The 26521-nt window shown below is 68.7% G+C and carries 24 protein-coding genes; 8 read left to right on the forward strand and 16 right to left on the reverse strand.

Features of this window, described 5'->3' with window-relative positions; genetic code table 11:
- Position 1: 1 nt before the first annotated feature.
- The 3 genes from ABZS29_RS19915 to ABZS29_RS19925 form a co-directional block, all read right to left on the reverse strand.
- Entirely contained in the window at positions 2 to 1564 is a 1563-nt protein-coding gene (locus tag ABZS29_RS19915) for a mucoidy inhibitor MuiA family protein (protein ID WP_355463731.1), read from the reverse strand.
- Between the two features lie 66 nt (positions 1565 to 1630).
- The gene (locus ABZS29_RS19920; RefSeq protein ID WP_355463732.1) at positions 1631 to 4975 is read right to left on the reverse strand and encodes a S8 family serine peptidase; all 3345 of its coding nucleotides are present in this window, start codon (positions 4973 to 4975) and stop codon (positions 1631 to 1633) included.
- Between the two features lie 177 nt (positions 4976 to 5152).
- Positions 5153 to 6298, reverse strand: coding sequence for a hypothetical protein (locus ABZS29_RS19925; protein ID WP_355463733.1), 1146 nt, complete (start codon positions 6296 to 6298; stop codon positions 5153 to 5155).
- A 114-nt stretch (positions 6299 to 6412) separates the two neighbouring features.
- On the opposite strand from ABZS29_RS19925, the gene ABZS29_RS19930 reads away from it, so the two are divergent.
- On the forward strand, positions 6413 to 6688 hold the full coding sequence (locus ABZS29_RS19930) for a DUF167 domain-containing protein (protein ID WP_355463734.1): 276 nt from the start codon (positions 6413 to 6415) through the stop codon (positions 6686 to 6688).
- Between the two features lie 55 nt (positions 6689 to 6743).
- Complete coding sequence (locus ABZS29_RS19935) at positions 6744 to 7268, forward strand: hypothetical protein (RefSeq protein WP_355463735.1); 525 nt, start codon at positions 6744 to 6746, stop codon at positions 7266 to 7268.
- On the opposite strand, the gene ABZS29_RS19940 is transcribed toward ABZS29_RS19935, so the two are convergent.
- The 3 genes from ABZS29_RS19940 to ABZS29_RS19950 form a co-directional block, all read right to left on the reverse strand.
- Positions 7261 to 8415 carry a nitric oxide synthase oxygenase gene (locus tag ABZS29_RS19940; protein WP_355463736.1) on the reverse strand — a complete coding sequence of 385 codons (1155 nt, stop codon included), beginning with the start codon at positions 8413 to 8415 and terminating at the stop codon, positions 7261 to 7263. The genes ABZS29_RS19935 and ABZS29_RS19940 overlap by 8 nt on opposite strands.
- A gap of 95 nt (positions 8416 to 8510) precedes the next feature.
- Complete coding sequence (locus ABZS29_RS19945) at positions 8511 to 8978, reverse strand: hypothetical protein (RefSeq protein WP_355463737.1); 468 nt, start codon at positions 8976 to 8978, stop codon at positions 8511 to 8513.
- Positions 8926 to 10230, reverse strand: a complete 1305-nt coding sequence (locus ABZS29_RS19950) for a globin domain-containing protein (protein ID WP_355463738.1) — start codon at positions 10228 to 10230, stop codon at positions 8926 to 8928. The genes ABZS29_RS19945 and ABZS29_RS19950 overlap by 53 nt, the downstream gene beginning before the upstream one ends.
- 341 nt (positions 10231 to 10571) lie before the next feature.
- Here ABZS29_RS19950 and ABZS29_RS19955 point away from each other — a divergent pair, with 341 nt between their 5' ends.
- Entirely contained in the window at positions 10572 to 11192 is a 621-nt protein-coding gene (locus ABZS29_RS19955; protein ID WP_355463739.1) for a UdgX family uracil-DNA binding protein, read from the forward strand.
- Here ABZS29_RS19955 and ABZS29_RS19960 read toward each other — a convergent pair.
- On the reverse strand, positions 11178 to 11807 hold the full coding sequence (locus ABZS29_RS19960; protein WP_355463740.1) for a DUF1731 domain-containing protein: 630 nt from the start codon (positions 11805 to 11807) through the stop codon (positions 11178 to 11180). The two genes, ABZS29_RS19955 and ABZS29_RS19960, sit on opposite strands and share 15 nt — an antisense overlap.
- A gap of 68 nt (positions 11808 to 11875) precedes the next feature.
- Between ABZS29_RS19960 and ABZS29_RS19965 the strand changes: the two genes are divergently transcribed.
- Positions 11876 to 12607 carry a sugar phosphate isomerase/epimerase gene (locus ABZS29_RS19965; RefSeq protein ID WP_355463741.1) on the forward strand — a complete coding sequence of 244 codons (732 nt, stop codon included), beginning with the start codon at positions 11876 to 11878 and terminating at the stop codon, positions 12605 to 12607.
- Here the strand turns inward: ABZS29_RS19965 and ABZS29_RS19970 are convergent.
- The 3 genes from ABZS29_RS19970 to ABZS29_RS19980 all read right to left on the reverse strand — a co-directional run bounded on the left by ABZS29_RS19970 (position 12604) and on the right by ABZS29_RS19980 (position 15344).
- Positions 12604 to 13281 (reverse strand): class F sortase, encoded by a 678-nt coding sequence (locus ABZS29_RS19970; protein WP_355463742.1) that lies wholly within the window; start codon positions 13279 to 13281, stop codon positions 12604 to 12606. The two genes, ABZS29_RS19965 and ABZS29_RS19970, sit on opposite strands and share 4 nt — an antisense overlap.
- 1 nt (position 13282) lies before the next feature.
- A complete protein-coding gene (locus ABZS29_RS19975; RefSeq protein WP_355463743.1) occupies positions 13283 to 14227 on the reverse strand; it encodes a hypothetical protein in 945 nt (314 codons plus the stop codon).
- Between the two features lie 178 nt (positions 14228 to 14405).
- Positions 14406 to 15344, reverse strand: a complete 939-nt coding sequence (locus ABZS29_RS19980; RefSeq protein ID WP_355463744.1) for a zinc metalloprotease — start codon at positions 15342 to 15344, stop codon at positions 14406 to 14408.
- A gap of 258 nt (positions 15345 to 15602) precedes the next feature.
- Here ABZS29_RS19980 and ABZS29_RS19985 point away from each other — a divergent pair, with 258 nt between their 5' ends.
- Positions 15603 to 17294, forward strand: a complete 1692-nt coding sequence (locus ABZS29_RS19985; protein WP_355463745.1) for a DUF885 domain-containing protein — start codon at positions 15603 to 15605, stop codon at positions 17292 to 17294.
- On the opposite strand, the gene ABZS29_RS19990 is transcribed toward ABZS29_RS19985, so the two are convergent.
- Both ABZS29_RS19990 and ABZS29_RS19995 read right to left on the reverse strand, forming a co-directional pair.
- Entirely contained in the window at positions 17250 to 17927 is a 678-nt protein-coding gene (locus ABZS29_RS19990; RefSeq protein WP_355463746.1) for a phosphatase PAP2 family protein, read from the reverse strand. The genes ABZS29_RS19985 and ABZS29_RS19990 overlap by 45 nt on opposite strands.
- 17 nt (positions 17928 to 17944) lie before the next feature.
- A complete protein-coding gene (locus tag ABZS29_RS19995) occupies positions 17945 to 18262 on the reverse strand; it encodes a hypothetical protein (RefSeq protein ID WP_355463747.1) in 318 nt (105 codons plus the stop codon).
- A 61-nt stretch (positions 18263 to 18323) separates the two neighbouring features.
- Here ABZS29_RS19995 and ABZS29_RS20000 point away from each other — a divergent pair, with 61 nt between their 5' ends.
- Both ABZS29_RS20000 and ABZS29_RS20005 read left to right on the forward strand, forming a co-directional pair.
- Positions 18324 to 18797, forward strand: a complete 474-nt coding sequence (locus ABZS29_RS20000) for a MarR family transcriptional regulator (protein WP_355463748.1) — start codon at positions 18324 to 18326, stop codon at positions 18795 to 18797.
- Positions 18794 to 19180, forward strand: a complete 387-nt coding sequence (locus ABZS29_RS20005) for a MerR family transcriptional regulator (protein ID WP_355463749.1) — start codon at positions 18794 to 18796, stop codon at positions 19178 to 19180. The genes ABZS29_RS20000 and ABZS29_RS20005 overlap by 4 nt, the downstream gene beginning before the upstream one ends.
- Before the next feature lie 4 nt (positions 19181 to 19184).
- On the opposite strand, the gene ABZS29_RS20010 is transcribed toward ABZS29_RS20005, so the two are convergent.
- The 4 genes from ABZS29_RS20010 to ABZS29_RS20025 form a co-directional block, all read right to left on the reverse strand.
- A complete protein-coding gene (locus tag ABZS29_RS20010; protein WP_355463750.1) occupies positions 19185 to 20132 on the reverse strand; it encodes an aldo/keto reductase in 948 nt (315 codons plus the stop codon).
- Positions 20133 to 20165: 33 nt separating this feature from the next.
- Positions 20166 to 20948, reverse strand: a complete 783-nt coding sequence (locus ABZS29_RS20015; protein WP_355463751.1) for a phytanoyl-CoA dioxygenase family protein — start codon at positions 20946 to 20948, stop codon at positions 20166 to 20168.
- A 32-nt stretch (positions 20949 to 20980) separates the two neighbouring features.
- Positions 20981 to 21931, reverse strand: a complete 951-nt coding sequence (locus ABZS29_RS20020) for a hypothetical protein (protein WP_355463752.1) — start codon at positions 21929 to 21931, stop codon at positions 20981 to 20983.
- Positions 21932 to 22422: 491 nt separating this feature from the next.
- Positions 22423 to 22872, reverse strand: coding sequence for an Lrp/AsnC family transcriptional regulator (locus ABZS29_RS20025; RefSeq protein WP_355463753.1), 450 nt, complete (start codon positions 22870 to 22872; stop codon positions 22423 to 22425).
- A 156-nt stretch (positions 22873 to 23028) separates the two neighbouring features.
- Between ABZS29_RS20025 and ABZS29_RS20030 the strand changes: the two genes are divergently transcribed.
- The gene (locus ABZS29_RS20030) at positions 23029 to 26517 is read left to right on the forward strand and encodes an indolepyruvate ferredoxin oxidoreductase family protein (RefSeq protein WP_355463754.1); all 3489 of its coding nucleotides are present in this window, start codon (positions 23029 to 23031) and stop codon (positions 26515 to 26517) included.
- Positions 26518 to 26521 lie beyond the last annotated feature (4 nt).

Below are 26521 nucleotides of genomic sequence, written 5' to 3' on the forward strand. Positions count from 1 at the left end.
GCTACTCGCGCCACCCGGCCAGGTCGACCGACTTGGCGCTCTCGACCCGGAAGCCCAAGGTGACTCCTGCCTTGTCGCCCGCCGGGATCTCGAGCTTCCAGGTGATGACGCCGAGTTCGGTGGTCTCGGCTGGCTCCGGACTGGCGGTGATCGGCTTGACGGTGATCTCGTGGTCGCGGGCGACCGGCAGCTGATCGAGGACGGTGATGCGGGCCGGGCGAGGGGTGTGGTTCTCGATCGTGGTCCGGTACTCGACCTCACGACGCCGGGTCGATCCGAGCGTCGCCTTGGTCGCCGTACGGCGGGTCAGCTCGCGCTCGACGCGGATCCGGTCGTCGAGACCGAGTGCGAGCTCGACCTCTTCACCCGGCGCCCAGACCGGCAGCGCGGCGGAACCGACGAAGTCAGCCTCGTGGAAGACGGCCGCCCGGCCGGCGGGGAGCGTGTGCGTGCCGGAGTTCACCACGGTGGCGCGCAGGTGGACGTCGGTCGAGCGGACGGGTGCGGTGATGTAGTCGAGCTGGGTCTCGAGCTCGACCGCCGCGATCGTTGCCCGGTGCGCTGATCCGTCGGCCGGTACGGCGACCGGCCGCGGCGGGGTGTAGGTGGCAGCGGTGAGCCCCTGCTCGACGACTGCGGACTGCTCGCGGAACTCGGGTCCGGAGAGTTCCTGAGGGGCCCCGCCGAAGGCTGACTCGGCGCGCCCTCGAGTCAGCGCGAAGCTGGCTGGAGCGGCCGCGGGGACAGGCATCGGCGGATGACGTCGGTCGAGGTACCACGGGTCGAGCTCGGGCACCTTGGCATCGACCGCGGGTCGCGCCGTCGACAGCGTGAGCTCGCACTCCGGCCAGTCCTCGCCGGTGCGCTGGGTGATCAGACCGAACCAGTTCAGGGTCAATCGGTCGCCGGCGACGCGAACGTCGTACGCGCTCGTCCAGCCGGCGCCGAGGACGACGTACGAGAGTTCGATCTCGACCTCCGCCTCGGCCTCGAGGTTGACCTCGACTGCCACCGACCGGCGATCCGGGACGCGCTGCTGGGAGACCTCGGCCAGCCGGCGATCGATCGCTGCGAGCCGCTCCTCGGCCTCCTCCTGCTGGGCGGCGAGCTCGCGCCGCTTCGACCGTACGGCGGTCAGCCGGGTGGCCAGCGATTCGGTGAACTCGCCGAGATCGGCACCGGTCTCACCGGCCGCGAGCGTGCGGGCGAAACTACCGCCGGCCCGCCGGCCCAACTGCGTGAGGAACAGATCGAGCTGGCTCTGCACCTCATCGGCATCCGCGAGACTCGCGACCTCCGCGGCCGCCTGCCGGCGTTGCCGCTCCAGCTCCGCGACGGTCTCGTCCGGTGCCTGCGGATGACGCCGTACGCCGACGTCGACGCCGAGCACGGTTGCCGGCCCACGACCGGAGACGCGGACCGAGTCCTCCTGCAAGCCCAACGGGAGCGAGTCGACGGACACGGTCTGGTCCCCGGCCGGCAGCGTGATCCGGCCGCGTCGGGTCACGCGGGCGCGGTCGGGGTAGACGGCGACGGCGACGATCGGAGCCTCGAGTTCGGTCATGCTCCGACAGTAGTCCGGGCCGGATCCACAGGGACCCGGCCCGGAGCCTATCGATCGGCTAGAGCCTCAGTTGACGATGATCTTGTCGACCTCGATGGTGATGCCCTTGACGAGTGGCGTCGAGGTCCCGGTCGTCACCGAGCCGGTTCCCTTCTGCACACCCTTGATGTTCATCGAGTACGTCATCGAGCCGCCGGGAGCGCCCGGCGTACTCTGCACGCGGTAGTCCTCGACCGGCGGACCGGTGATCTGGCTGCCCGCCGTACCGTCGGCGTTCTCGGCGCCGACCGTCAGCCCGTACGCCGCTCCCGGGTCACCGGGCAGGTTCGCCGGATCGTAGGCGTAGGTGATGTCCTCGACGCCGTCGAGGCCGATCCACTGCTGGAACACCTTCAGGCTGTTGGTGCCGTACAGGTTCACTCGCCACTCCAGCACCAGCCAGGTGCTGACACCGTCGGTGAGAGTGCCGACATAGACGCCCGGCGTCCCCGCTCCGTTGAGGTCGGTCCAGTACGGCGCAAGGACGTTGTTCGGCTTGGCGATGTCGGGCAGGTTCTGCGGCGCGAACTGGACGTCGTCCCCGCCCGCACTGCCGCCGGCGATCGAGTACCCGTTGGAGACCACACCGATCTGGGTGTAGGTCTGCCCGGCGAACACGTACGGCGGCACAGTGAAGTTCAGCGCCTGTTCGTCGCCGATCGGGGTCGGCGGGATGCCGAATGCGTCCAGCGGAAGGTAGCCGAACAGGGCCCCCGGCGCGATCACCGGCTGATCGGGCTGGCGTGCGGCCAGCGTCTGGGTCTTGGTCGCGATCTGCGGGCCGACCTGGTTCGCACCGGTCACGCTATTGAGTCGCAGTTGCGAGCTCAGCGTGCTGACCGCCGTCACGTTCGCGGCCTGCAGGCTGTTGTTCTGCACGGTGGCCGTGCAGGTCGACTGACCGGTGTTGCGAGCGATCGTGCTCGGCGTACAGGTCTGGTCGATCGGCACGATGCCTTCCTGCCGGAAGAACGCCACCGGCAGATGCAGTGCTCGGCTGCCACCGATCTGCTTCAGGTTGACCTGACCGAAGTACTGGCCGTCGGCTACGGCGGGTGCGGTGATCGCGATGGTCAGCTTCTGCGTCTTGCCCGGCTTCACCGCGAACACCGGCGGCAGCACCGAGATGTTGGCGCCGCTGACGGTCGTCCCGGAGGCCGAGAAGGTGAGCGTCTGGTTGGTGACGTTCTTGACGACGCGCTCGGCCGTGATCAGACCCGGCATGGTGGTCGCGTTGACCGACGGCAGGTTGAGGTCGATCCGGTTCAGTGTGTCGGTTGCCGCGGCCGCGTAATTCGCTGCCGACTCGTCCATGGTCAGACCGGGGTCACCGGCCTTGGTCAGGTCGATCCGGCCGCCGCCGACGTCGAACGGGTCGGCCGGCGTGACCCGGTCGGGCTTCTTGACCGCGGTCTTGGCCGTCGTCTCCAGGGCAGACTTGACCTGGCCCGGCGTCCACGACGGGTGCAGCGCGAACACCAGTGCGGCCGCGCCGGCCACATGCGGCGACGACATCGACGTACCGGCGATCACCTGGTAGAGGTTCCCGGGCGGTCCTTCGGACGGGGCCTCCGGCGTCGGCGTCTGGCCGGCGAGGATGTGCAGGCCGGGTGCGGTGACGTCCGGTTTGAGGAAGTCGCCGCCAGGTCCACGCGACGAGAACGACGTGACGACATCGCCCTGCCAGGTGGTCTTGGTGCCCTGCGTCATCGTTGCCGTGGTCCCCGGATGCGCCGCGAGGAACGCGAGCAGTACGTCGGCGTCCGGCTTCTCGAGCTGTGCCGCCGGCAACCAGTGGTTGTCGGTGAAGACGTCCGACGGGAAGGTCGCGTTGTACATCAGCATGCCGACAGCGCCGCCCTGCAGGATGTTGAAGCCCTTCATCACGCGGCCCGGCGTGAACCGGCAGGCCACGACCTTGCCCGCGAACACGCCGGCTGGCGCCGGGGTGTTACAGGTTGCGTCGGAGTAGCCAGGCGTCGACCCGGCCAGTACGACGGCAGTCGGCGTACTGATGCCCGCCGTGATCGAGGCGCCGGTGACCGTGGCGGTCGCGCCGCCGCCGGCCAACGTGATCGTCGAGCGGAAGGTCCGGCTCTGGGTGGAGGCTGCAACCGTGGTCACCCACGGGCTGCGGTGGTCGGTCGTGTTCGCACCCGGACCGGAGTTGCCGGCCGACGCGGCCACGAAGACACCCGCGGCGTACGCGTCGAGGAAGGCGAGCTCGACCGGGTCGCTGTACGGGTCGCTGCCGCCGGAGATCGAGAAATTGATCACCCGGACGCCGTCGAGGATGGCGCGCGCGACCGCCGCGGCCGAGTCGGACGGGTAGCAGCCTGCGGCGCCACAGACCTTGTAGACCGAGACCGCCGCGGCCGGTGCGATACCGCGGATCGCGCCGCGGTTGATCCCCAACGGATTCGCGTTGGCGACCGGGCCGCCGGCAGAGGTGGTCGACGTGTGCGTGCCGTGCCCGTTCGAGTCCCGGGCGGTGGTGTAGATCTCCCCGCCGACGACCGCGTTGTAGGTGTCCAGGAACGGCCGGCCGCCGATCAGCTTGTTGTTGCAGACGAACACGTCGGTCGCCGGGGTCAGCGGGTTGTCGCCGAAGTTGCAGACCCGCGGCGTCCCGTCCGCGGTCGCCGGCGGCGCGGGCAGCGTCCCGGGATCGGCGTACGACGGGTGCTCGGGCCAGGCGCCGGTGTCGAGGATGCCGACGATCACGCCCTTGCCGGACGAGGCCGCACCGCCGAGCTGGTTGTAGATCGTCGGCGCACCGATGAACTCACCGCTCGAGTCGGTCAGCAGCTGCTGCGGATTGTCCTGCTGGACCGCGGCGACGCCGGGCAGCTTGAGCAGTTCGCGGGCCTGGTTCGCCGGCACGCTGAGCGCGATCCCGCCGTACACGGTGCGCAGCTTCTGCCCGGCCCGGGCGCTCGGAACCTTGCTCTGCAGGGCGGCCAGGAAGTTGTTCTCCAGCGCGCTCACATGCTTGAGGTACTTGGTCGCGTTCACGCCCTTGGGGTCGAGACGCTTTCCGGTGACCGCCGGGCTGGTCCCCGGCAGCCCCTTCAGCCCACCGCGGTACGCGGCGAGCGAGTCGTAGTCCAGCTTGACGACCACGCGCACCTGCTTGGCCGACGTACTGTTGATGAGCGCGGTATCGCTCTTCGCGAGCTGCCCACTGGGCGACTTCGCCCCGTTGACCGTACTGGCGACCTGCAATGGCTTCGCAGTCCACTTCCGGCCGCCGGGCGGCGGATCGGCAGCCGCCGACCCCGTCGGAACCAGCATCGCGGCGAACAGCAGACCGGCGGACACAACGGCCGTGGTGGTGCGTCTGGTGGTGCGTCGATGAATCGCAGACCTCATGCGGTGGCCTCCCGTGAAGGCAGCTGACGCCGTCACCGCGGTCAGGGCAAAGCGTGACCCCCCAGATCGCCGCGCCCCCGAGCCCCCCTCGGAACGGCGTACCGGCCGGCACCCCCACGGCACCGACCTGCCCCGAATCTAAGCCCAAACCCCCGAGCGGGCCAGAGCTCGCACCTGTTACGGGATGCTGATGCCGAAGTCCCGGTTGGCGGTGGCGAAGTCCTGGAAGCCGATGCGGGCGCCTGCGGTGCGGGTGACGGTGCCGTTGGCAATCAGGCCGGCGTCGCCGCGGGAGTAGACCGGGCCGCCGGAGTCGCCGCCGCGGGCGGCGGGCTGGCCGTCCATCTGCTCGCCTTCGACGAGGTCCTCGCGGTCGTTGTAGAAGAACAGGACCTTGATGTTGCAGACCGGTCCGCCGATTTCGCCGGCGCTGGTCTGGCCGCTCTGGCAGAGGTACTGGCCGACGTAGACGTGACCCCAGTAGGGGACGTTCTGGATCAGGTTGTCGTTGCTGTTGCCGACGTAGAGCTGGAAGTCGACGGCGTTGGTGGGGATCAGCGCGACGTCGTGGTCGGCGTGCTTGGCGCCCATGTTTCCGATGTACTCACCTTGGCCGTCGGCGAACTGCTGACCCGGCTGGCCGCAGTGTCCGGCGGTCAGGATGTACGGCCGGCCTTGCGCGTCCTTGACGCCGAAGCCCGTCGTACAGATGGCACCCGCGGACTGGTTCCACAGCCGGGCGCCACCGATCCACGGCGACCAGTCATCAGCACGCGACGCCGGCTGCAGCGGCTCCTCCGCGACAACCCGAACCGGTACGCCGGTCCGCCGTTGCAGCGTCGACCCGAGCTCATTCGCGGCCCGGCGGGTCGGTCGGACACCGAGCACCAGGCCGCTGCCGTCACCCGGGTTTTTGACAACGTCGATCCCATGGTCGGGGTGCTGTTGCTGCCAGGCCGCGATCGATCGGGCGGCGCGGTCGAGCTCAGCCTTGGAATGCACCGCGCTGGCGATCCGCACCGGCGCACGTTTGGCGGTCGTGGCGACCACCTGCCGGATCTGCGCGGGCGGCGTACCCTTCCACCACAGTACGACGGCATCCTCGGCGAGCGTGATGCCCGCAAACCCTTGCAGGCTTGGCGATTCGGCAACCTTGGCGAGTTGATCGGCAGCCTCGACGAGCGGTCGCTGCGCCAGCATCTGCCGGTCAGCAGCAGTGAGCTGGGTTGTGGTGGTCCTCGTGATCTCCAACGCCTCGGACGGTACGGCGGTGCAGGTGGCCAGCAGAGCGGCAGCGGCAATGGCGACAGGTGTTCTACGCATGAGCAAGTCCTCACACTGGGGGCGGTGTGCGCCCCACTGTGATGACCCGATTACACCGTGTCAATACATCGTTGTCATCTCCGGCGGATTGCCTATGATGACGGTGATCTGCTGATGAGAATCCTGCTGCGCGTCAAACCCGGCGCATCCCGGACCGCCGTCGGCGGCCGCTACGACGGCACCGCCGACCCCGCCCTGGTGGTCGCTGTGGCGGCCCGCGCGGTCGAAGGCCAAGCAACGAAGGCCGTGCTGGCGGCGGTCGCGCAAGCCTTCGACGTCCGCCGATCCGCGGTGACCTTGGTCCGCGGCGCCACCAGTCGCGACAAACTTGTCGAGATCACGGGCGACGACCCGGCCCTGGCAGAGCGGCTCGCCGAACTCCTCGGCTGACCCGCGCACTTGGCCTTCCGAGCTGACATCCTGCACCGGGACGAAGGGGGAGTGAGTGCAGGACTATCTGCTGCGGGCGCCGACGTGGGTGATCGGTGTCATCACTGGCGGGCTGTTCGCGATCAGCATGCTCGTCGTCTCGTGGTTCCAAGGCATCAGCATGGCTGTTGCGGCGATCGTGGCGGTGGCGGGTGGGCTGATCTTCGGTCTCACGCTCGCGTTGGCAACCCGCGCACCCCGGCGGGAGCAGCTGAGAGCGCTCGAGCGCTTGCCCGTCGCGGACTGGAAGCGAGTACGGAGCGCAGTGTGGCGCGGACCCGTACCAGTCGAAGAGCGGATCCGCGATGCGGCGCTGGACCTGGCAACCCGCATGTTCACCAGAACACATCGCTTCCGCAAGCCGCTCTACTTCCTCGCAGGCCTGAATCTGGTGCTCGCGATCGTGCAACTGGTGAGCACCGGCCGGCTCTGGTACATCGTCTCGGCCGTTTTCTGGACCTTCCTCCCGGTCGCCCACTGGTACAACCTGCGCCGGCTCGAACGCCGGATCGAGCTCCTGCAGGCCGGTACCTCTACCTGAAGGCGGGCGGTGCGCCGTGCAGGCCGCGGTGGACGGTTTCCGGGTCGGTGACGAAGCTCGGGCCGGCGTTGGCGTCGTCGTAGTACCGGTGGAAGACGGGCGTCTGGGACCCGGACAGGGGCGGCACGATCCAGGTCCAGTCGGCGGGGCAGGTGCGGCCGGCGCGTTCTTCGCGTTCCAGGTGGATGAGGAAGCGGCGGGACTCGGTGTGGTGGTCGGTGATGCTGACGCCGCTCGATCGGTACGAGTGCAATACGGCGCGGTTGAGCTCGACGAGAGCGCGGTCGCGCCACAGGGTGGCTTCGTCGGAGGTGTCGAGACCCATGCGTACGGCGATCTCCGGGACGAGAGCGTAGCGGTCGTTGTCGCCGAGGTTGCGGGCGCCGATCTCGGTGCCCATGTACCAGCCGTTGAAGGGCGCGGCGGGATAGGAGATGCCACCGATCACCAGGGTGTTGTTGCTGATCACCGGGACGGCGTGCCAGCGCAGGCCGAGGCCGGCGAACCACGGAAGCTCGGGGTGCTCGAGCTCGACCTCCTGCACCGCCGAGCTGGGGAGCTCGAACAGCCGCGGTCCCTCGGCGAGAGTCTCGACCACGAGGGGCAGTACGTCGAAGGCTCCCGGCGACACCGGCGGTCGCCAGCCGCGCTGGATCAGTTGCGTGGTGAAACTCCGGTAGCGGGGGTCGCCGATGGCCTTGCCTTCCGGCAGGTCGTAGCCGGCGTACCGGATCAGTTGCTCGTTCCAGATCCGGGGCGCGGCGGTGGTCGGCGTCTCGGGCGCGAAGACGCTGATCATCGGCCGGATCTTGCCGCCGTTGTAGGCCTCGCGCAGATGGTCGAAGCAGTGCGCGGCGACGTCGCCGGCGGTGGAGACGTCGCGCAGATCGCGCACCTGCAGGCTGCGCCAGTACAGCCGGCCGATACAGCGCTCGTTGTTGCGCCAGGCAACACGAGCGCCGAAGACCAGCTCGTCCGGGGTGTGCCAGTACGTCCCGGTGAGGTCGATCTCGCGGCGCACCGCGGCGATCCGGAGCTCGGCGGACCCGGCCGCGGGATTCTCGGTGTGGAAGAGCTGCAGGAACTCCTCGGCCGCGGCTTGCAGTGCTTCGAGGTCGACATCCGGCGCCGACTGGGGTCTGCTCACCGGCTCGGGTCGAGCCCGCACCCGGCTGGGACTCGGCGCTGCCAGCCGGCCCGCCCGCGGTGCGCGACGCCGGCCCGACCAGAGCCGAACCACGCTCATCGGTCCGTGGCGCCCGGCGTACCGGGCGGCGGGGTCGCGATGTGGTCGACCTGGTTGGCGAACGACTCGACGATCGACTGCATCTGCGCCTGGGCCGTCTGCGCGTAGGTCCGCACCTGCTCCCCGGCGGTGTCCATCGCCCGAGCGACGATCTGACGCTCGTGCTCGCGCGCCTGGCCGATCCGCTCGCGGGTGTCCCGGCTGACGTCCTGCACCATCTCCTCCACCACCAGCTGCGCCTGGCTGAACATCTGGACGACCTGTTCGTTCACCCGGTTCCCGGCCTCTTCGTAGTGGTCGAGCTCCGCCTGCACCCGCTGCAGCTCGGCGCGCCCACGCTGCAGCTCGGCCAGCAAGCGCTCGTTGCGGGCCCTGGTCTCGTTGAGCTCCTGTTCGGTGGTCGAGACCTGGTCAGCCAGCAGATCGAGGTATCCGTAGACCATGGCTGCGTCGAGACCGCGCATCCGGCGCGGGAAGGCCTCGGCCCGAATCGAGCGCGGACTCTGGTACGGCGATTCGTGGCGGTGCTTGCTGATCGTCACTGGGTGTCTCCTGACCTGGCGGTAGGGCCGGACCGACCGCGTGCTCACCCGCGGCCGCATAGTAGAAGTGTTCGTACTTGACGTACTCGGGCGGCAGACCGGCCGCGGCCAGCTGTTCCAGCGTGTGCGCGACCATCTGCGGGCCACCGCACACCATGGCCGTCCGGCCGCTCAGCGTCTGGCGCGCTGCCACGGTCCCGACCTTCCCGCGAGTACCGGGATAGGACGAGTCGTCCGACACGACCTCGGTGTACTCGAACCAGGGCCGGGTCTGCGCCAGCTGCCGTAGCCGCGGACGGTCGTACAGATGCCAGGGCATCCGCACACCGTGCAGCAGGTGGACCAGCGGGCCGATGCCCGTGCGTTGCCACTCGTTGTCGATCTGCTCCAGTACGGCGAGAAGCGGAGCGAGCCCGGTGCCGCCGGCGACCAGCAGGAGGTCCCGCGGATCGCCTTCGCGCCGGGTCAGCCGCTCACCGACCGGCGCCCCGAGCTTCACGGTGTCGCCCGCCTTCAACGACCGCACCACCGCGGGACTGACCTGACCGCCGTCGATCTGCTGGACATGCAGATCGATCGAGCCGTCCGAGCGCGGCGCGTTGGCCGGACTGAAGTACCGCCATTGCCGTGGGCGCTGCGGAATCTCCATCGACACCGACTGCCCGGGCCGGAACTGGAACGGGCTGTGCGGGCGGACGGTCAGCAGCGTCAGGTCCATCGTGCGGCGCTCGGCCGAAATCACCTCCGCCTCCCACCAGTCCGGGCTGGCCTCCGAGGACATCTCCGCCGCCTCGACCATGATCCGCGCGACGACCTGGTACGCCGCCGTCCAGTGCGCGGCGAGTTCCTCGTCCCACTCGGGGCCGAGGAAGTGCATCAGCGTCGCGCAGAGCGAGGCGCCCACGACGTCGTAGTGCTCCGCGATCACCGCGTACTTGCGATGGTCACGGCCGAGGTGCTGCAGGAAGGTGGCATCCCTCTCGATCTGGTCGGCATGGCTGACGATCCGGCCCAGGGCGCCGACGAACTTGTCGCGCTGGTTCGACATCGACAACGGGAACATCGTCCGTACCTCGGGATGAGAAACGAACAGGTGTGAGTAGAAGTACAGCGGTACCTGGTCCCCGAAGGTCGTGACCTGGTCCCAGCTGCGTTGCAAGGCGTACGCGTCCATCAGGTTTCGCTATCCGGCTCGGAACGGCAGCTCCTCGAGAGCGACGGACGGCCCGGACAAGTGCTGTGGTGACAAGGGTTCCCTCCCAATCCAGTCCCCGAGTCGGTCATCGACTTCTCCGACCTACCCCTGGTGCGGAGGGCCGAAACCGCCGAAACGGACTCAATAGTCTCGAAAATCGGACCGGAGCAAAACCCCTTGTACACAATCAAAACGCTTGATGCAGCGCGGTGGACAGCGCTGCGGCGGCCCGATCGTAGACCCGTCCGGCCGGGCTGGCTACCCCTTGAGCTGACCGTTGCTAGAAGCAACTTGTTTGGCAGTGGGTACCAGCTGGAGCGATGGACAAGTTCGTGGGAGCTCAGGAATGGGTGCCGGCGCGTGGCGGCCTGCCCAAGCTCGAGGCCGCGCTGCCGGAATGCCGCGGGTGCGATCTGTGGGAAGACGCTCTCCAGGTCGTGCCCGGCGACGGACCGCGGCAGGCGCGGATGATGCTGGTCGGCGAACAGCCCGGTGACGTCGAGGACAAGGAGGGCCGGGTCTTCGTCGGCCCGGCCGGCCGGTTGCTCGACAAGGCCCTCGCGGAAGCCGGTATCGATCGTGACGCCGTCTATGTCACCAACGCGGTGAAGCATTTCCGCTTCGAGCCGCGCGGCAAGCGCCGCATCCACAAAACGCCGGCCGTCAGCCACATCCTTGCCTGCAACCCGTGGCTGACGCGCGAGCTCGAGATCGTCAAGCCCGAACTGGTCGTCGTCCTCGGCGCTGTCGCCGCGCGCGCCTTGCTCGGTACGACGTTCAAGGTCACCGAACACCGAGGCCAGCCGGTGCAGCTCCCGAACGGAACCGCCGCGGTCGCCACGGTCCACCCGTCCTCGGTGGTCCGCTCCGAGGAGTACCGCCGAGATTTCGGCCTCTTCGTCGACGACCTCCGCGCCGCCGCCGCGCTACTCGCCGGCTGACTTGGGTGTCACCAGATCTGCCGCGGCCCCAGGCCAGTCGGGGTAAGTGAACCTGAAGCCCGCTTGAGTGAGCCGACCCGGAACGACTCGGCGACTCTTGAGCAGCAGTTCGGTGTCCGAGCGCAGGACGAAGGCGCCGAGCTCGGCCATCCACCGGGTGGCGGGCAGGCCGATGGGAGCGCCAACCGCGGCGCGCAGTGCGCGGACGAAGTCGCGCTGGGGGAGTGGATTGGGCGCGGCGAGGTTGACCGGTCCGGTGAGGTCGCTTTCCAGCAGGAAGGTCAGCGCGCGGGCGAAGTCGGTCTCATGAATCCAGGACATGTACTGCCGGCCGCCGGCGATCGGGCCGCCCAGTCCGAGCTTCGCCATCCGGCGCAGGATGTCGAACGCGCCGCCGCGATCCGGCGACATCACGATCGCCGTCCGCAGCGCGACCTTGCGCGTCCGCGGTGCGTGCGCCTGCTCCTGTTCCGCTTCCCACGCGGTGGCGATGTCCACGCTGTACTTCCAGTACGCCGGTACGCCGGGCTCGTAGCCGCCGACCACCCCCTGCTCGTCGTGCGGAGGTCCGAACGTGTGCGCGTAGATCGTCGCCGTACTCATCTGCAGCCACACCCGCGGCGGCGTACCGGCTGCTGCAATCGCCTCGCCGACGACCCGCGCCGGTGTTCTACGCTTCGGCGGTGCCGGATATCGCGCTGCAGATGTGGTCGTTGCACGACGAGGCGGGGTCGGACTTGCTGGGTGTGCTCGAGCGGGCTGCCGCGATCGGGTACGCCGGAGTTGAGACCTACGACTTGTACGGCCATGCGCCGAAGGTGGTCAGGGCTCGGCTGGACGAGCTCGGCCTCGAGCTGTGCAGTTCGCACGCGCCGTTCCCGGCAGGGGATGCTGCGACCGCGATCCTCGACGCGTACGCCGAGTTGGGCGCCGGCACGCTCGTGTGGAGTCTGGAGCCGGACGAGTTCAGCGCGATCGACGGCATCCGGCGTGGTGCTGAGCGGATCAACGAGGCGGTGGCGAACGCTGCGTCGTACGGGATCCGGATCGGGTATCACAACCACTTCGCAGAGTTCCGGAACTCCTTCGCCGGGCGGTCGGCGTACCAGGTCCTGCTGGACGAGCTTGATCCCGCAGTGGTGCTCGAACTGGACGTGTACTGGGCGCAGACCGGCGGCGTCGATCCGGTCGAGCTTGCGGCGTCACTGGGGGAGCGACTGGAGTACCTCCACCTCAAGGACGGCCCGGCGCGGGGGATGGACGACCTGCTCGTCCCGTACGGCGAGGGTGTGGTCGACATCGACGGGGTGGTGCGCGCCAACCCGTCGGTTCGGTGGAACCTCGTCGAGCTGGATCGGTCGGCGTACGACAAGTGGTGGCTGCTGCGACGCTGTTACGAGCACCTCGCAGGCTAGGAGACGCGCTGCGCGACGACTACCGCGTTGCTGAGGTAGACCTTTCCGTTCCAGTCTTCACAGGTGATCAGCACCAGGCGACCTGGAACGGACTGGTCGAAGATGCGCGCGGCGTTCTTCGCCAGGGTTTGTTTGCGGTACGTCGTGACTCCGGTGACCCGATAGCCGAGTTCCCCACGAGCCGTGGTCACGCCGACCGCGTCGCCTGCTTGCAGGTGCTCGAGGTCGTCGAACGCACCGCCGCCGGTGTGGACGGTGTGGCCGGTGATGACCGCCGATCCGAGTCGGGCACCGGGCAGGGCACCATCGGACCACCAGCCCACGGTGCGTGGGTTCGGAGGTGGGGTGAGTGCGCCGTCTTCGGTGTCGATCGCCAGTACGGCGGCCGAGACGTGCAGGCGTGGAATCGTTAGTAGCAAGGGTCTTCCGGGCCGGGCGGCTGGTGACGTACGGGCTGTCGTTGCCCCAGGCACCGCTCGCTGCGGGACCGGCGCCTCGGGCGTGACGGCGACTGGAGGCGAGGCGTCGTACCCGATCGGGTCGGGGCGGGCGGCACCGGCTTGGTCGCCGAGCTGCAGGTAGCCGCCGCCGACGGCGAGCGCGATCCCGGCCAGGACGATCGACCCGCCCCACCGAAGTGGAGCGGGTCGACCGCGGTGCTGGGCTTTCGGCACGTCAGCTACTGTGCCGGCCCCGCCGCCGGAGCACGATTGCGGCGCCCGCGGCCAGCATCAGCCCACCGGCCACCAGCAGGCCGCCGCCGAGCAGAGTGAACGGGCTGCTGTCCGCCGCGCCGGCATTCGGATCACTACCGAGACCCGCGTCGACCGCCGTCGGTACGACGGTCGTCGGCTCGTCGGAGCTCGTCACCACCGGTGTGGTGGTGTGCCGGCTCGTCGGATGGGTGGTCGGAGCCGTGGTGGGCGGCCTCGTGGTCGGCGGAGCGGTCGTCGGGGGCTTGGTCGTGGGCGGCTTGGTGGTCGTCGGCGGCGTCGTGGTGGGCGGCGTCGTGGTCGGGGGCTCGGTCGTCGGCGGCGTGGTCGTCGGCGGTTCGGTGGTCGGAGGCGTGGTGGTGGGCGGGGTGGTCGGCGGGGTGCAGCCCTCGACCCAGAAGGTCTTGTGCTTCACGTCCGCGCCCTTCGAGCCGTCGGCGTGGATGGTGATCTTCACGTGGTAGCCCTGCTGGGGATGCGGCTGCCCGGTGAACGAGAGCGTGTAGGTCTCCTTGGCGTCCAGGTCGTTGCCGCCGCCGGCCGGATCGCCGCCGATGAACGGGGTCAGGTCACCGGATTCCACCTTGAGGCCGACGTTGTTGGTCGGCGGCCGGTCGTCGAACTCGACGCTCGCGCTCAGGTTGCCCTGGTCGTAGTTGTAGAACTCGACCACGAACGAGCAGCCCTGGTGCGGGTTGTTGTCCGGCGGCCCGCTCTGGATGTCGACGCCCTCGATCTTGATCGTGCCGTTGTTCCCCGGAGCTTGGGGGCCGGTGGCAACGAGCGGTGGGGCGACGGTAGCGGCCGCGGGAGCGGCCAGGGCGGCGGCGCCGCCCAGCAACGACAGGGTTCCGGCGGCAGCGACGAGGCTGCCCAGCCGAGACCTGCTGACTGACAGTACGGCCATACTGGGCCTCGATTCGGCTCGGCATCGCTACGGAACTCTCAGTAGCAGTATGCGCGCATTGTTGCCCCAGACAACAACTGACGGTAACGATTGAGGGGTCGAATCGATGCCGGAATCACTCCCCGTAAATGCCAGCAGCCGCTCCGTCACTGCCGGAGCGGCTGCTGAGCGGGGTGGATCAGGCGCGGTACGCGGTCCACATCGAGCTGATCCGGGAGCTCTGACCCGGGGTGAACTGGTTGTAGCAGGAGTCGTAGGAGTAGTCCATGTAGTTGTGAATCGGGTCCAGGCCCGGCAGCGAGCAGGAGTCCCGGCCCTCGGGGCAGCCGTTGGTCGAGCTGCTCTGCGCCGGCGTGTCCGAGACCTCGTCGTTCGTGCTCGTGCAGCCACCCTGGAACGTGTGGTAGAGCCCGAACCAGTGGCCGGCCTCGTGGGTCGCGGTCTCACCGAGGTTGTAGTTGGTCGCCGAACCGCCCGGCAGGGAGGTGTACTGGACGCGGATCCCGTCGATGCCCGGGTTGCGGGCGTAGTCCCACGGGAACGTGGCGATGCCGAGGTAGGCGAAGTCGACCAGCCAGATGTTCAGCGCGTTCTTGCCGCCCTTGCGGGTCTGCTTGCGGTAGGTCGAGCTCTGCTTGTCCTTGTGCCAGTTGCTGTTGTTGTAGCGGTAGGTGCCGGCCAGCGTGAAGGTGAAGCCGGTGTTGGCCGCGGCCGACGACTCCTGACCACCGAACGTCTTGTTCAGTACGGCGATCTGCTGCGCGATCTGAGTGTCGGTCACATCGCCGTTGCCAGCAGCGTCCCGCATCACGTTGATGTAGACGGGAACCGTCGCGGCGGCGAGCGCGCCCTTCGGCACGGCCACGCCGCGGGCGGCCTTGGCCTTCAGCAGTTGGGCGGTCCGGGCCTCGATGGCCTTCTGCTCGGCCACGCTGATGTCGCGGGTGTCCGCGCCACGGCCACCCTTCGCGGCCGCGCTGGCCGGTGGGACGAAGCAGTCGTTCACGGCGTCGGCGGGGAGCTTGGCTGCCGCCTGGCCGGTGACCGGACTGAAGGCGAGCGCCGCGCCGGCCAGGACGAGGGCCAGCGCACGGGGACTTGGCGTGAAAGATCGCATGGGGGTGCGCTCCTCCGGTTTCTGGGCCGCTTCGGGCGGGCGGCCTGATGACCGGAATACTGCGAGTCCGATCCCTGATCCGGAAGCGATCAGGCGGAAAAATCGGGAAACTCAGGGAAATCCTTCGGTGGCCGAGGGGTCGGCGGGCTCAGTCCAGCGCTGGGGTGAATTCGGGGCGTGAAAAAAGTGCTGAAAGTCCGGGGAAAACCTGCGCAGCAAGGCATTCCGGGGGTGCGTGTCCGGCTGTACGGTCGCTCGATGACGGAGACGACGGCACCGCGGAGCCTGATCGACGAGGTATCTGAGCGCTTCTTGGTGGCGCATGCGGAGTTGTCGCCGGCGGCGGCGACGATTATGGGAGTGCAGGGGTACGACGACGCGTTGCCGGATCGGTCGCCGGGTGGGTTCGCGGCGCTGCTCGAACTGCATCGGGCGACGATCGCCGAGGCCAAGGCGGTCGAGGTCGGGTCGTTTCGGGAGGAAACGGCGAAGGACGCGTTGCTGGAGCGCATCGAGCTGGAGGCTGAGCGGTACGAGGCTTGTGTGCCGCAGTACGAGCTGAACGGGATCTCTTGTGTGCCGGTCGAGCTCCGGGCGGTCTTCGACTTGATGCCGACCGCGACCGAACAGGACTGGGAGAAGCTCGGGACCCGGTTGAACCAGGTCGGTACGACGCTCGACGGGTATCGCGAGACGTTGCTGGAGCAGGCTGCGGCGGGGCGGGTGTCGGCGGCCCGGCAGGTGCGGGTGCTGGCGCAGCGGATCGCCGAGTGGACAGGTGCTGAGGGCAACGACTACTTCGTCGGGCTGACCGCGACGGCGCCGGAGTCGGCAGTCAAGGCGCGGGTCGAGGCGGCGGCGATCGCGGCCAGTAAGGCGTTCGGGGAGTTCGGGCAGTGGCTGATCAGCGACTTGTTGCCGCAGGCGCCGAGTCGGGACGCGGTCGGCCGCGAGGTGTATCAGCTGGCTTCTCGGTATCACCTCGGCGCGACGCTCGATCTCGAGGAGGCATATGCCTGGGGCTGGCAGGAGCTGGCCCGGATCGAGCAGGAGATGCAGACGATCGCCGCCGCGCTGAACGGCGGCGACCGCAGTATTCCGGCGCTGGCCGCCGTACTGGATGCGGATCCGGCGCGAAAGATCCACGGCAAGGAAGCGTTTCGGGACTGGATGCAGGAGCTCGCCGACGGCGCCGTCCGGGAGCTGGGTGGTAAGCACTTCGACATCCCGGAGGCGATCCGGCGGATCGAGTGCATGATCGCGCCGACGTCGGAAGGCGTCATCTACTACACGCCGCCGAGTGAGGACCTGACCACGCGGCCGGGCCAGATGTGGTGGGCGGTGCCGGCCGGGATCGAGGACTTCGCGACCTGGCGTGAGGTCACGACCGTCTACCACGAAGGCGTTCCGGGGCATCACCTCCAGGTCGGTCAGACGATGGTGCGCGCGGACCTGCTGAACCGCTGGCAGCGCGTCGGTTGCTGGGTCTCCGGCCACGGCGAAGGCTGGGGCCTGTACGCCGAGCGGTTGATGGAAGAACTGGGCTATCTCGACGAGCCGGGCGCGCGGTTCGGCATGCTGGACGCGCAGGGCTTCCGGGCGGCGCGGGTGATCGTCGACATCGGCATGCACCTCGAGCTGGAGATTCCGCGGGACAACCCGTTCGGGTGGCGGCCGGGGGAGACCTGGAACGCGGACCTCGGCTTCGAGTTCCTCCGGGCGCATTCGCGGATGGAGACGGCGTTCCTGCAGGCGGAGCTCAATCGCTACCTCGGCTGGCCGGGCCAGGCGCCGTCGTACAAGCTGGGTGAGCGTAGCTGGCTGCAGGCCCGGGACGAGGCCAAACAACGCCAGGGTGCCGACTTCGACCTGCGGAGCTTCCACCGCGACGCGCTCAACCTCGGCTCACTCGGGCTCGATCCGCTCCGCCGTGCCCTGGCTCGCCTTTGATCTGCCGAGGAAGGTCAGCACGGTCGCGAGGAGTGCGAGCCAGGTGAGGGCCAGCGTCCAGCCGGCCAGTACGTCGGTCGCCCAGTGATAGCCGAGGTAGATGCGACTGAGGCCGACCGCGAGGCTGAGCAGTACGGCCGCGGCGATGACGGCGAACTTGGTGACGCGACGAGCGTTCGAGTGCCAGAACAGAGCGGCGAGCAGGATGAAGAACACGGTCGCGCTCAGGCTGTGGCCGGAGGGGAACGAGAAGCCGGTGCTGACGGTTCCGATCACGATCGAGACGTCGGGGCGCTGGCGGGCGATCAGGACCTTCAGGCCGAAGGTGAGCGCGGCCGCACCGAGCATGCCGACGGCGAGGATGATCGCCGGGCGCCAGCGCCGGGTGCGCGTCCGGATCAGCAGCGCGACGACGATGGTCAGCCCGGTCAGCACCGGGATGTCGCCGAGGAACGTGATGGCTCGGGCCAGCGGGGTGAGCAGGGCGATCCGGTGGTCCACGAACGTCGCGGTCAGCTGCGGGTCGAAGGCGGCCAGGTCGTCACCCTCGGTCGCGGAATCGGCCAGGCCGGCGAAGGTCGCCGTACCGAGGCTGACCGCGGCCAGACCGGCGGCCACTCGTGCGGTCGTCACCGTCGAACAGTACCCAGTCAGAAGATGAAGAAGCCGGTGACGACGGTCGGCAGGATGCCGAGCAGCAGCCAGAACGACAGGATCGAGCGCCGGAAGATGGCGAGGATCCCGGCGGCGGTCAGCAGGCCGATCACGCCGGACATGATCCAGAGGCCGACACCGCGGCCGAAGTCGTCGGCGGCCACGCCGATGCTGTAGACGGCCAGCGTGATCGCGGGAACGCTGCCGACGTGGAACAGGATGGCGGAGGCGACCCACCGCTGAACGGTCTCGATGTTCATCGGGCGGGGAGTGCGCCGGCGACGGATCACGCGGCGCTCCTGGGTCTGCTCCATCATCGCTCCTAATGCTTAGGGTACTAAGTATTAGTGTACAGATCATTGGTACACTCAGTACATGGCAGAGACCGAGATCACGCCGGCCGCGGAGAACCCGCTGGCGCTCGAGCATCAGGTCTGTTTCGCGCTCGCGGTCGCGGCCCGGACGGTGATCGCGCTGTACCGTCCGGTGCTCGAACCGATGGGCCTGACCCACCCGCAGTACTTGGTGATGCTGGCGCTGTGGGAGCACGAGCCGGTGTCGGTGAAGGACCTGTCCCGCATGCTGCAGCTCGAGCCGGCCACGCTGTCGCCGTTGCTCAAGCGCCTCGAAGCGGCCGGTCTGCTGCGGCGTGACCGCTCGGCGACCGACGAGCGTGCACTGGCCGTCGCCCTCACTCCGGCAGGCCGCAAGCTGCGCGAGAAGGCGCTCGAGGTTCCGCCGGCGATCGTGGAGCGGCTGGGGATGGACGTCGACGAGCTGATGGACCTGCACGGCCGCCTCACCACAGTCATCGCCGCGGCGACCGGCGTGGAAAAATCGAAGGCATGACGAGGAACGGCCAATACTCGCCCGGTGAGGCGGCAGAGCTGACCGGACTCAGCCTGGACACTCTGCGGTACTACGAACGCGAGGCGCTGATCGGTCCGATCGAGCGGCTGCCCGGCGGCCGGCGGGTCTTCACCGAAGGCGATCTCGCCTGGATCGGTGTCGTGACCTGTCTGCGCGACGCCGGGCTGGGCATCTCGGACATCCAGCGCTTCACCGAACTACTCCGTACGACGGGCGACCCGGCGTCCCGCGTGGAGTTCCTGCGGGAACGCCGGGCCGCGCTGGTCGAACACATGGCCCGGATGGACGCTGCGTTGGGCGTGCTGGACGACAAGATCGCGTACTACGGCGCCCGGCAGGCCGAGGAGTCCGCCACAGCCTGACGACCTACCAGGCCTCGTCGAGCTGCGCGCGCTGTTCGGCGCTCAGCTCCAAACGAGCGCCGGCGATCGCGGCGGTGAGCTGCTCCGGCCGGCTCGCGCCGATGATCGGGCGGACTGGGGGAGTCTCGCCACACAGCCAGGCCACCACGACGCTGCTCCGGCTGACGCCGAGCTCCGCGGCCACCTTCCCGAGTGCTTCCAGCCGCCGGGTCGTCCCCGGGTGGTCGAAGGCCTCGTTGATCGGCCGATCGTCCCGCTCGTACGCACCGGTCATCAGCGGGCTGTAGGCCCACAGCTCCCACTGCTGCTGGTTCTCGACGAAATCGAGGACCTCGTCAGTGACCCACCCGAAGCGGTGATCGTGGATTCGGCCACGGACGAAGGGTCGCGGCTGGAGGTACGAGTACCGCAGCTGCAACGCAGTCGGCTCGACCACACCGAGCTGTGCCGCCAGGCCCCGGGCACGCTCGACCCGCCAGATCGCCCAGTTCGACAGGCCGACCTGGCCGATCGTGCCGGCCGCGTGATGCCGGCCGAATGCGGCGATCGTCTCCTCCATCGGCGTGTTCCGGTCGTCGCGGTGCGCCCAGTAGAGATCCAGGTGCTCGACCCCCATCCGGCGCAGCGAGGTCTCCACCGCCGCGTCGATAGCCGCCGATCCGAGCCCTTCGGTCTGCTCCGGGAATCCACCGACCACCTTCGGCTCCCAGCCGACCTTCGTCGCGATCCGCACCTTCTCGCGGACACCCGGCCGACGCGCCAGCCACCGCCCCAGCAGCTCCTCACTCTGCCCGCCGAATCCACTCTCCGACTGCCAGAACGCATAACAGTTCGCCGTATCGATCCACACGCCACCCTCAGCGACGTACTGGTCGAGCAACGCGAACGAGGTCTTCTCGTCGATCCTGGTCCCGAACTCCATCGCGCCCAGCGCAAGGTCAAGTGTGCTCATGCCGGCAGCGTTCCTCCTGGAGCGCGCTCCAGGTCAAGCGATCGCGGCCAGGATGGCCGCCTCGACAGGGTGTGCTGTGCTCCGGTCTGTCAGCGGGAAGGGTTCCAGCAGGGCGACGCCTGGCTGCGCGATGATCCGAGGAGTCGTACCGCGATGCGGCCACGAGGCGGCGTGAACCAGAAACGGATGGCACAAGTAGACGTCACCTGCGGCGCCCGTGGCCTCGACGACGGGGCGATCGGCGCTCGCCTCGACGATCGGCGGCCCCGATTCAGCCATCGTCAACCCGTTGACGCCTGCTGGCGCCAAGACGCGCGCAGCATCCGCGTGCGAGCCCACTCGGATGCGTGTTGGGGCATCGTCGGCGCTGACGTCGGTGAGGAGGAAGAGCGAGAGCAAACCGCGCTCGCGACTCCGGACATTCGCTCGCCAGCTGCCGCCGTCCAGGTAGCTGGTCTCGATGTGCCAGCCGGCGTCTCCAGGATCAGCCGGATGCGGGAACCGAACCGGAATGGTGCCGCCCACACCTTCACGCCTCCACCACTTGTCCGGCCCGATCAACTGGTCGTACGCCTCCCACAGCGCACCGGCCGTGCCCGCAGCCGCGAACGGCTGCCCCTGGCGCCCTTCCCAGGGGCACTCGATCCGCTCAACCGGCTTCGTCCAGGATGCAGCGTCAGCTCGGCTGATGCCGCGCATCTCCAGCTCCTCCCAGATCACGTCTACACAGGCGTCCACCACAGGTCGCGGTACAGCACCGCGCACGACCACGAACCCGTCCCGCACGAACGACGCAATCTCGTCGGCTGTCAGCATGTCCAGCACCCTTCGCCATTGCTGCGACCGGGTCAACCGAGTTTCTGGGAGGCTTCGATGTGGTGCATGGCTTGGGAAAACGAAGGGACGCGCTTGAGGTCGGCGGTGCCGCTGCTGTAGTCGGTGAGCTGGTGCCACTCGTTCTCGGTGACGTAGTAGAGGTGGGGACTGACGGGGCCGGGCGATTCAGAGTAGAAGCGGTTCGCCATCCTGACCATTGCCGTGCAGGCGTAGACGACGGCGGGATCTCGCATCACGTGGACGAGCAGAAGGTCACGGGCGGGCAGGGCGACGAGGCAGCCGAAGGGGGGATTCTCGACGTGCAGTGATTCGCGCAGGACGGTGTCGAGGACGAGGGCCCGGGATGCTGTGAACATGCTGCCGGTCAGTACGGCGACATCCCCGCCCTGGACCTCGACGTACTCGACGGTGTCTTTGAGGCGGCGGAGGTTGGCCAGGCCGATGCGGGTGATGTCGTGCCAGGGGATCCCGAGGCTGTCGAGGTCGAAGTGCATCGCGACCGCCCGCCCGGTGTAGGTGGCGGGCGCGGTCACGACGCCGGGCACGAACTCGGGGACGCGGTCGAGCCAGTCGGTCTGGATGCCGGCGGCATCGACCAGGCGAAGATAGAGCTCGTTGTCCAGATTCTCTGGAACCGTCGGCAGGCTGCCGTCGCCCATCTGATCGAAGTGCGCAGCCACCGCCGCGCGCCAGCGCTGTCGCGGCAACCCGCCGACGGTGCGAGCGAGGTTCACCAGGCCGGCGACCATGCCGTCGTCCACCGCAGCTCCGTCGGCTCCGATCGGTACCAGCGCACTCGAGCCGTCGAACCGCATCGGGAATCCCCGCGCGGAGGTGGCGTCCTCCGCCAGCCGCACCAGGCGGTCCACCTGAGTCATTGTCAAGGGCAACAAAACCGGGTGTAGCTGCTCCACTGCCTGCCGGCCGCCCACGCGGCCGGTGATCTTCCTGCGAGCGCTCATCGAGCACCTCCTTTACCCAAGAACATATGGGCGTCGGAGCGCCGAAAACCGACGACTTCGCAATCTGTGGATAACTCCCTCTCCCGCTCCCCATGCAGGTGGTGCGCCGTACTTGCCGGGCACAGTGGGTTCACTCGCACCCCGTCGGTGCACGGTGGATTCACTCGACGTGCCATAACAAGCAGTCCGACTCGACTGTGCGGACTGTGTCGTCGGCAACCGATTGCCAGCAACCCGGAGGTCACAGTCGGGGCGCACTTGTCGCACTCGTCACGGTGGCTTCGGTCGCGCGTGCTGTGGCGGTCCGCCGCCCCGATCCCGGGATGGACCTGCACGGTGGGTTCACTCGACGCGCCGTGACAAGCAGCCCGATCGGCGACTGTGCGGACTGTGTCGTCGGCAACCGATTGCCGGCGGCACGGAGGTCACAGTCGGCGGCGTACTTGTCGCACTCGCCACGATGGCTTCAGTCGCGGAGTCAGGTTCGGCGGTCAGGTGCGGCGGGTCCACTGTTCGAGGACGACCAGGGTTTTGGTGCTGGCGATGGCTTCGGCGGAGCGCAGTGAGCTGACTACGCGGCGGAGGTCTTCGACGCCTTCGACCTGGATGCGGACGAGGGCGTCGGGGTCGCCGGCGAGGGTGAGGACTTCTTTGACCTCGGGGATCTGGGCGACGAACTCCATGATCTGGGCGAGGTCGAGGTCGTCGGCGAAGTGGAGCTCGGTCATCGCCTCGATGCCGGTGGCGATGCGGCCGTGGTTGATCTGGACCGTGTAGCGCTCGATGACGCCGAGCTTTTCGAGGCGGGCGATGCGGCGCTGGACCGGGGCGACGGTGAGGCCGACGGCGGTGGCGATCTCGCGCAGGGGGCGACGGGCGTTCTCGCGGAGAAGATCGAGGATCGTGTGGTCGGTGGAGTCCAGCGTCGCCTGCTCAGCCATGCAACAAACAGTACCTCGAACACCGCCTTTGTTGCGTGTGAGCGCCTCCAGGCTTCGTGAGAGTTGCGGATCGTCGCCAAACTCGACGACGTCTCTTGTGACCGTGGCCACCAGCCCTCACGCTGAGCGGAACCCGCCGCGCACCCTGGAGAGCCGATGACTGCCATCGCCCCCGCCGAGATCACAGTGGAGCGGCTCGCCGCCCTGCCGTACGACCTCGACGATCGTTTCCGGCCGTCCGGACCGCCGACGCTGCTGACCGGCGTCCAGGCGATCGCGCGGCTGCTCGTCGAGCATCGGGCGCTCGATCGGCGGCGTGGTCTGCGGACCGCCTCGTTCGTCTCCGGCTACCAGGGCAGTCCGCTCGGCGGGCTCGACAAGTTGCTGGCCGACTTGCGCGACGTCATGGACGAGAACGATGTCCGGTTCGTCCCCGGCCTCAACGAGGAGCTCGCCGCGACCTCCGTGTGGGGGAGCCAGATCGAGCTGCCGCTCGGCCAGCGCACGCATGACGGCATCACCGGTTTCTGGTACGGCAAGGGCCCGGGCGTGGACCGCGCCACCGACGCCCTCCGCCACGCCAACATGTACGGCGTCAACCCGCGCGGCGGCGCCGTACTGCTGGTCGGAGACGATCCGGCGTCGAAGTCGTCGACCGTCCCGGCAGTGAGCGAGCGATCCCTTGCGGCGCTGGGGATTCCGGTCCTGTTCCCGCGCAACGCGGCCGAGATCGTGACGCTCGGCCTGCACGCGATCGAGCTGTCCCGGACGACGGGCTGCGTGGTCGCGCTCAAGATCGTCGCGGACGTCGCCGATGGCGCCTGGGCGGTTGGTGCGGCCGCCGGTGACGTGATGCCGGTCGTGCCGGCGATCCAGTGGGAAGGCAAGCCCTACACCTACGAACAGCGCCCGATGGTGCTTCGCCCGGACGCGATCGTGCGCGCCGAGGCCGACCTGGTGGGTCCGCGCACCGAGCTCGTTCGCGCGTACGCCGTCGCCAACAACCTCGACGTACTCGACATCGACCCGGTCCACGCGACCGTCGGTTTCGTTGCCTCCGGCAGCTGCTACGACTCGATGCGCCAGGCCATGACCGATCTCGGCGTCACCGACGACGCCCTCGTCCAGGCCGGCATCCGGGTCCTGCGGCTCGGCCTGATGAGCCCGGTTGCCCACGGCACCATCCACGAGTTCGCCAAGGGACTCGGCCGGATCGTCGTCATCGAGGACAAGACCTCGTTCGTCGAAACGCAGATCCGCGAGCTTCTCTACGGCACGCCGAACGCGCCGCAGATCGTCGGCAAGCGCGACATCGACGGCCGGACGCTGATCCCCGCCGACGGTGAGCTGACCTCGGGCCGGCTGCTCGCCCCGATGCGGCACCTGCTCGCCGGCCTGGTCGCGATCACGCCGCCGGCGCCGAAGCGGATTCCGCTCCCGATGCTCTCGACGAGCCGATCGGCGTACTTCTGCAGCGGCTGTCCGCACAACCGCTCCACCGGGCTGCCGGAAGGCTCGATGGGCGGCGGCGGGATCGGCTGCCACGCCATGGTCACGATCTCCGACCGCGAGGACAGCGCGGTCACCGGTGTCACTCAGATGGGTGGCGAGGGCGCGCAGTGGATCGGTCAGGCCTGGTTCACCGATGCCGGTCACATCTTCCAGAACGTCGGCGACGGTACCTTCTTCCACTCCGGACAGCTAGCGGTACAGGCCTGTATCGCCGCCGGGGTGAACATCACCTACAAGGTGCTCTACAACGACGTCGTCGCCATGACCGGCGCCCAGGACGCCGAAGGTGCGCTGACGGTGCCGCAGTTGAGCCACAAGCTGCACACCGAAGGTGTGAAGAAGATCGTCGTCTGTGCTGACGAGCCGGACCGGTACCGCCGGCGTGACCTTGCACCCGGCACCTTGCTTTGGAGCCGCGACCGGCTCGACGAGGCGCAGCGGATGTTGCGCGAGGTTCCGGGTGTGACAGTGCTGATCTACGACCAGCACTGCGCCGCCGACGCGCGCCGCCAGCGCAAGCGTGGCACCCTGCCGGCCCGGACGCAGCGGGTCGTCATCAATGAGGCGGTCTGCGAGGGCTGCGGCGACTGTGGTGTGAAGAGCAACTGCCTGTCGGTCCAGCCGGTCGAGACCGAGTACGGCCGCAAGACGCGCATCGAGCAGACCTCCTGCAACACCGACTACAGCTGCCTCGACGGCGACTGCCCGTCGTTCGTGACCGTGGAGACGGCGCCTCGCCGTACCCGCACGAAGGCTCGCAAGCGTGCGGCCTTCCCGACTCCGCCGTCGGTAGCGCCGAGCAGCGCCGAGGAACGAATCACCAGCACCCAGAACGTCTTCATGGCCGGTATCGGCGGCACCGGCATCGTCACGGTCAACCAGGTGCTCGCCACGGCCGCACTGCGTGCCGGGTACGCCGCTGAGTCGCTCGACCAGACGGGGTTGAGTCAGAAGGCCGGCCCGGTCACCGGCCACCTGCGGTTCGCCGCCGGTGACCTCGAACCGGCTAACCGCCTGACGCCTGGTTCCGCGGACTGCTTCCTCGGCTTCGACCTGCTCACGCTGGCCGAGGACCGGAACCTTGCCTACGGCAACAATGCGTCGACCCGGACAGTCGTCTCGACCAGCCGCACCGCGACCGGGGCGATGGTCTACGACCCGGCCGTGCAGCACCCGGACGAGGCGGGCCTGCTGGAGCGGGTCCGCACCGCCACTGCCGAGCTGTTCGACTTCGATGCGCTCGAAGCCGCCGCACGGATCTTCGGCAACACGATCGCCGCGAACTTCCTGCTCGTCGGCGCGGCGTACCAGACTGGCGCTCTCCGGATCCCCGCCGCGGCGATCGAGGAAGCGATCGAGATCAACGGCACCGCGGTCGCGGCCAACATCGCCGCGTTCCGGTGGGGCCGGGTGGCGGTCACCGACCCGGCAGCGTTCCGGGCGGCCGGATCGACGCCCGCACGGACATTCAAGCGCGAGATGCCAGCCGCGGTCGCGACCTCTGGCCTGCAGGGCGAACTGCTGCGCATCGTCACCCAGCGCGCCACGGACCTCGTCGGCTACCAGAGCGAGAAGCTCGCCACGTCGTACGTCGAGTTCGTCACCGGGATCGCGAAAGCCGAACAAGCAGTCACCGCCGAGACCCGCTTCAGCGAGGCGGTTGCTCGCAACCTGTTCAAGCTGACGGCGTACAAGGACGAGTACGAGGTCGCGCGGCTGCTCACCGACCCGGAGTTCCTCGACGCCACCGGCGAGTCGTTCCCCGGCGGTGTGGTCTCCTTCAAGCTGCACCCGCCGGTACTGCGGGCGATGGGCCGCACGAAGAAGATGTCGTTCGGCCCGAAGTCGCACGGCACGCTCCGGGTCCTGGCCCGGCTGAAGCCGCTGCGCGGGACCCGCGCGGACCTCTTCGGCTACGCGCATCTGCGCAAGGTCGAGCGGACGCTGCGCGACCACTACCGCGCCATGGTGACCGAGCTGGCCGCCGAGCTCGACCCGACGTCGTACGACCGTGCCGTGCAGCTCGCCGAGCTGCCTGACCTGGTCCGGGGTTACGAGACCGTCAAGCTTCGCAATGTGGACCAGTACGTCGAGACCCTCCGCACACTGGGAGTCGAACCGCCCCGGCTCTGAGTCA

Origin of the sequence: Kribbella sp. NPDC005582 (assembly GCF_040605415.1) — a bacterium.
Lineage (GTDB): Bacteria > Actinomycetota > Actinomycetes > Propionibacteriales > Kribbellaceae > Kribbella.

Bases quoted from the DNA above. Each gene is read 5' to 3' on its own strand.
- ABZS29_RS19915 (WP_355463731.1), bottom strand. From the start codon at position 1,564: ATGACCGAACTCGAGGCTCCGATCGTCGCCGTCGCCGTCTACCCCGAC.
- ABZS29_RS19985 (WP_355463745.1), top strand. From the start codon at position 15,603: ATGACGGAGACGACGGCACCGCGGAGCCTGATCGACGAGGTATCTGAG.
- ABZS29_RS20020 (WP_355463752.1), bottom strand. From the start codon at position 21,931: ATGAGCGCTCGCAGGAAGATCACCGGCCGCGTGGGCGGCCGGCAGGCA.
- ABZS29_RS19975 (WP_355463743.1), bottom strand. From the start codon at position 14,227: ATGGCCGTACTGTCAGTCAGCAGGTCTCGGCTGGGCAGCCTCGTCGCT.
- ABZS29_RS19995 (WP_355463747.1), bottom strand. From the start codon at position 18,262: ATGGAGCAGACCCAGGAGCGCCGCGTGATCCGTCGCCGGCGCACTCCC.
- ABZS29_RS19930 (WP_355463734.1), top strand. From the start codon at position 6,413: ATGAGAATCCTGCTGCGCGTCAAACCCGGCGCATCCCGGACCGCCGTC.
- ABZS29_RS20030 (WP_355463754.1), top strand. From the start codon at position 23,029: ATGACTGCCATCGCCCCCGCCGAGATCACAGTGGAGCGGCTCGCCGCC.
- ABZS29_RS20025 (WP_355463753.1), bottom strand. From the start codon at position 22,872: ATGGCTGAGCAGGCGACGCTGGACTCCACCGACCACACGATCCTCGAT.
- ABZS29_RS20000 (WP_355463748.1), top strand. From the start codon at position 18,324: ATGGCAGAGACCGAGATCACGCCGGCCGCGGAGAACCCGCTGGCGCTC.
- ABZS29_RS19980 (WP_355463744.1), bottom strand. From the start codon at position 15,344: ATGCGATCTTTCACGCCAAGTCCCCGTGCGCTGGCCCTCGTCCTGGCC.
- ABZS29_RS19955 (WP_355463739.1), top strand. From the start codon at position 10,572: ATGGACAAGTTCGTGGGAGCTCAGGAATGGGTGCCGGCGCGTGGCGGC.
- ABZS29_RS20010 (WP_355463750.1), bottom strand. From the start codon at position 20,132: ATGAGCACACTTGACCTTGCGCTGGGCGCGATGGAGTTCGGGACCAGG.
- ABZS29_RS20005 (WP_355463749.1), top strand. From the start codon at position 18,794: ATGACGAGGAACGGCCAATACTCGCCCGGTGAGGCGGCAGAGCTGACC.
- ABZS29_RS19945 (WP_355463737.1), bottom strand. From the start codon at position 8,978: ATGCGCGGTCTCGACGCAGCCATGGTCTACGGATACCTCGATCTGCTG.
- ABZS29_RS19920 (WP_355463732.1), bottom strand. From the start codon at position 4,975: ATGAGGTCTGCGATTCATCGACGCACCACCAGACGCACCACCACGGCC.
- ABZS29_RS19925 (WP_355463733.1), bottom strand. From the start codon at position 6,298: ATGCGTAGAACACCTGTCGCCATTGCCGCTGCCGCTCTGCTGGCCACC.
- ABZS29_RS19950 (WP_355463738.1), bottom strand. From the start codon at position 10,230: ATGGACGCGTACGCCTTGCAACGCAGCTGGGACCAGGTCACGACCTTC.
- ABZS29_RS20015 (WP_355463751.1), bottom strand. From the start codon at position 20,948: ATGCTGACAGCCGACGAGATTGCGTCGTTCGTGCGGGACGGGTTCGTG.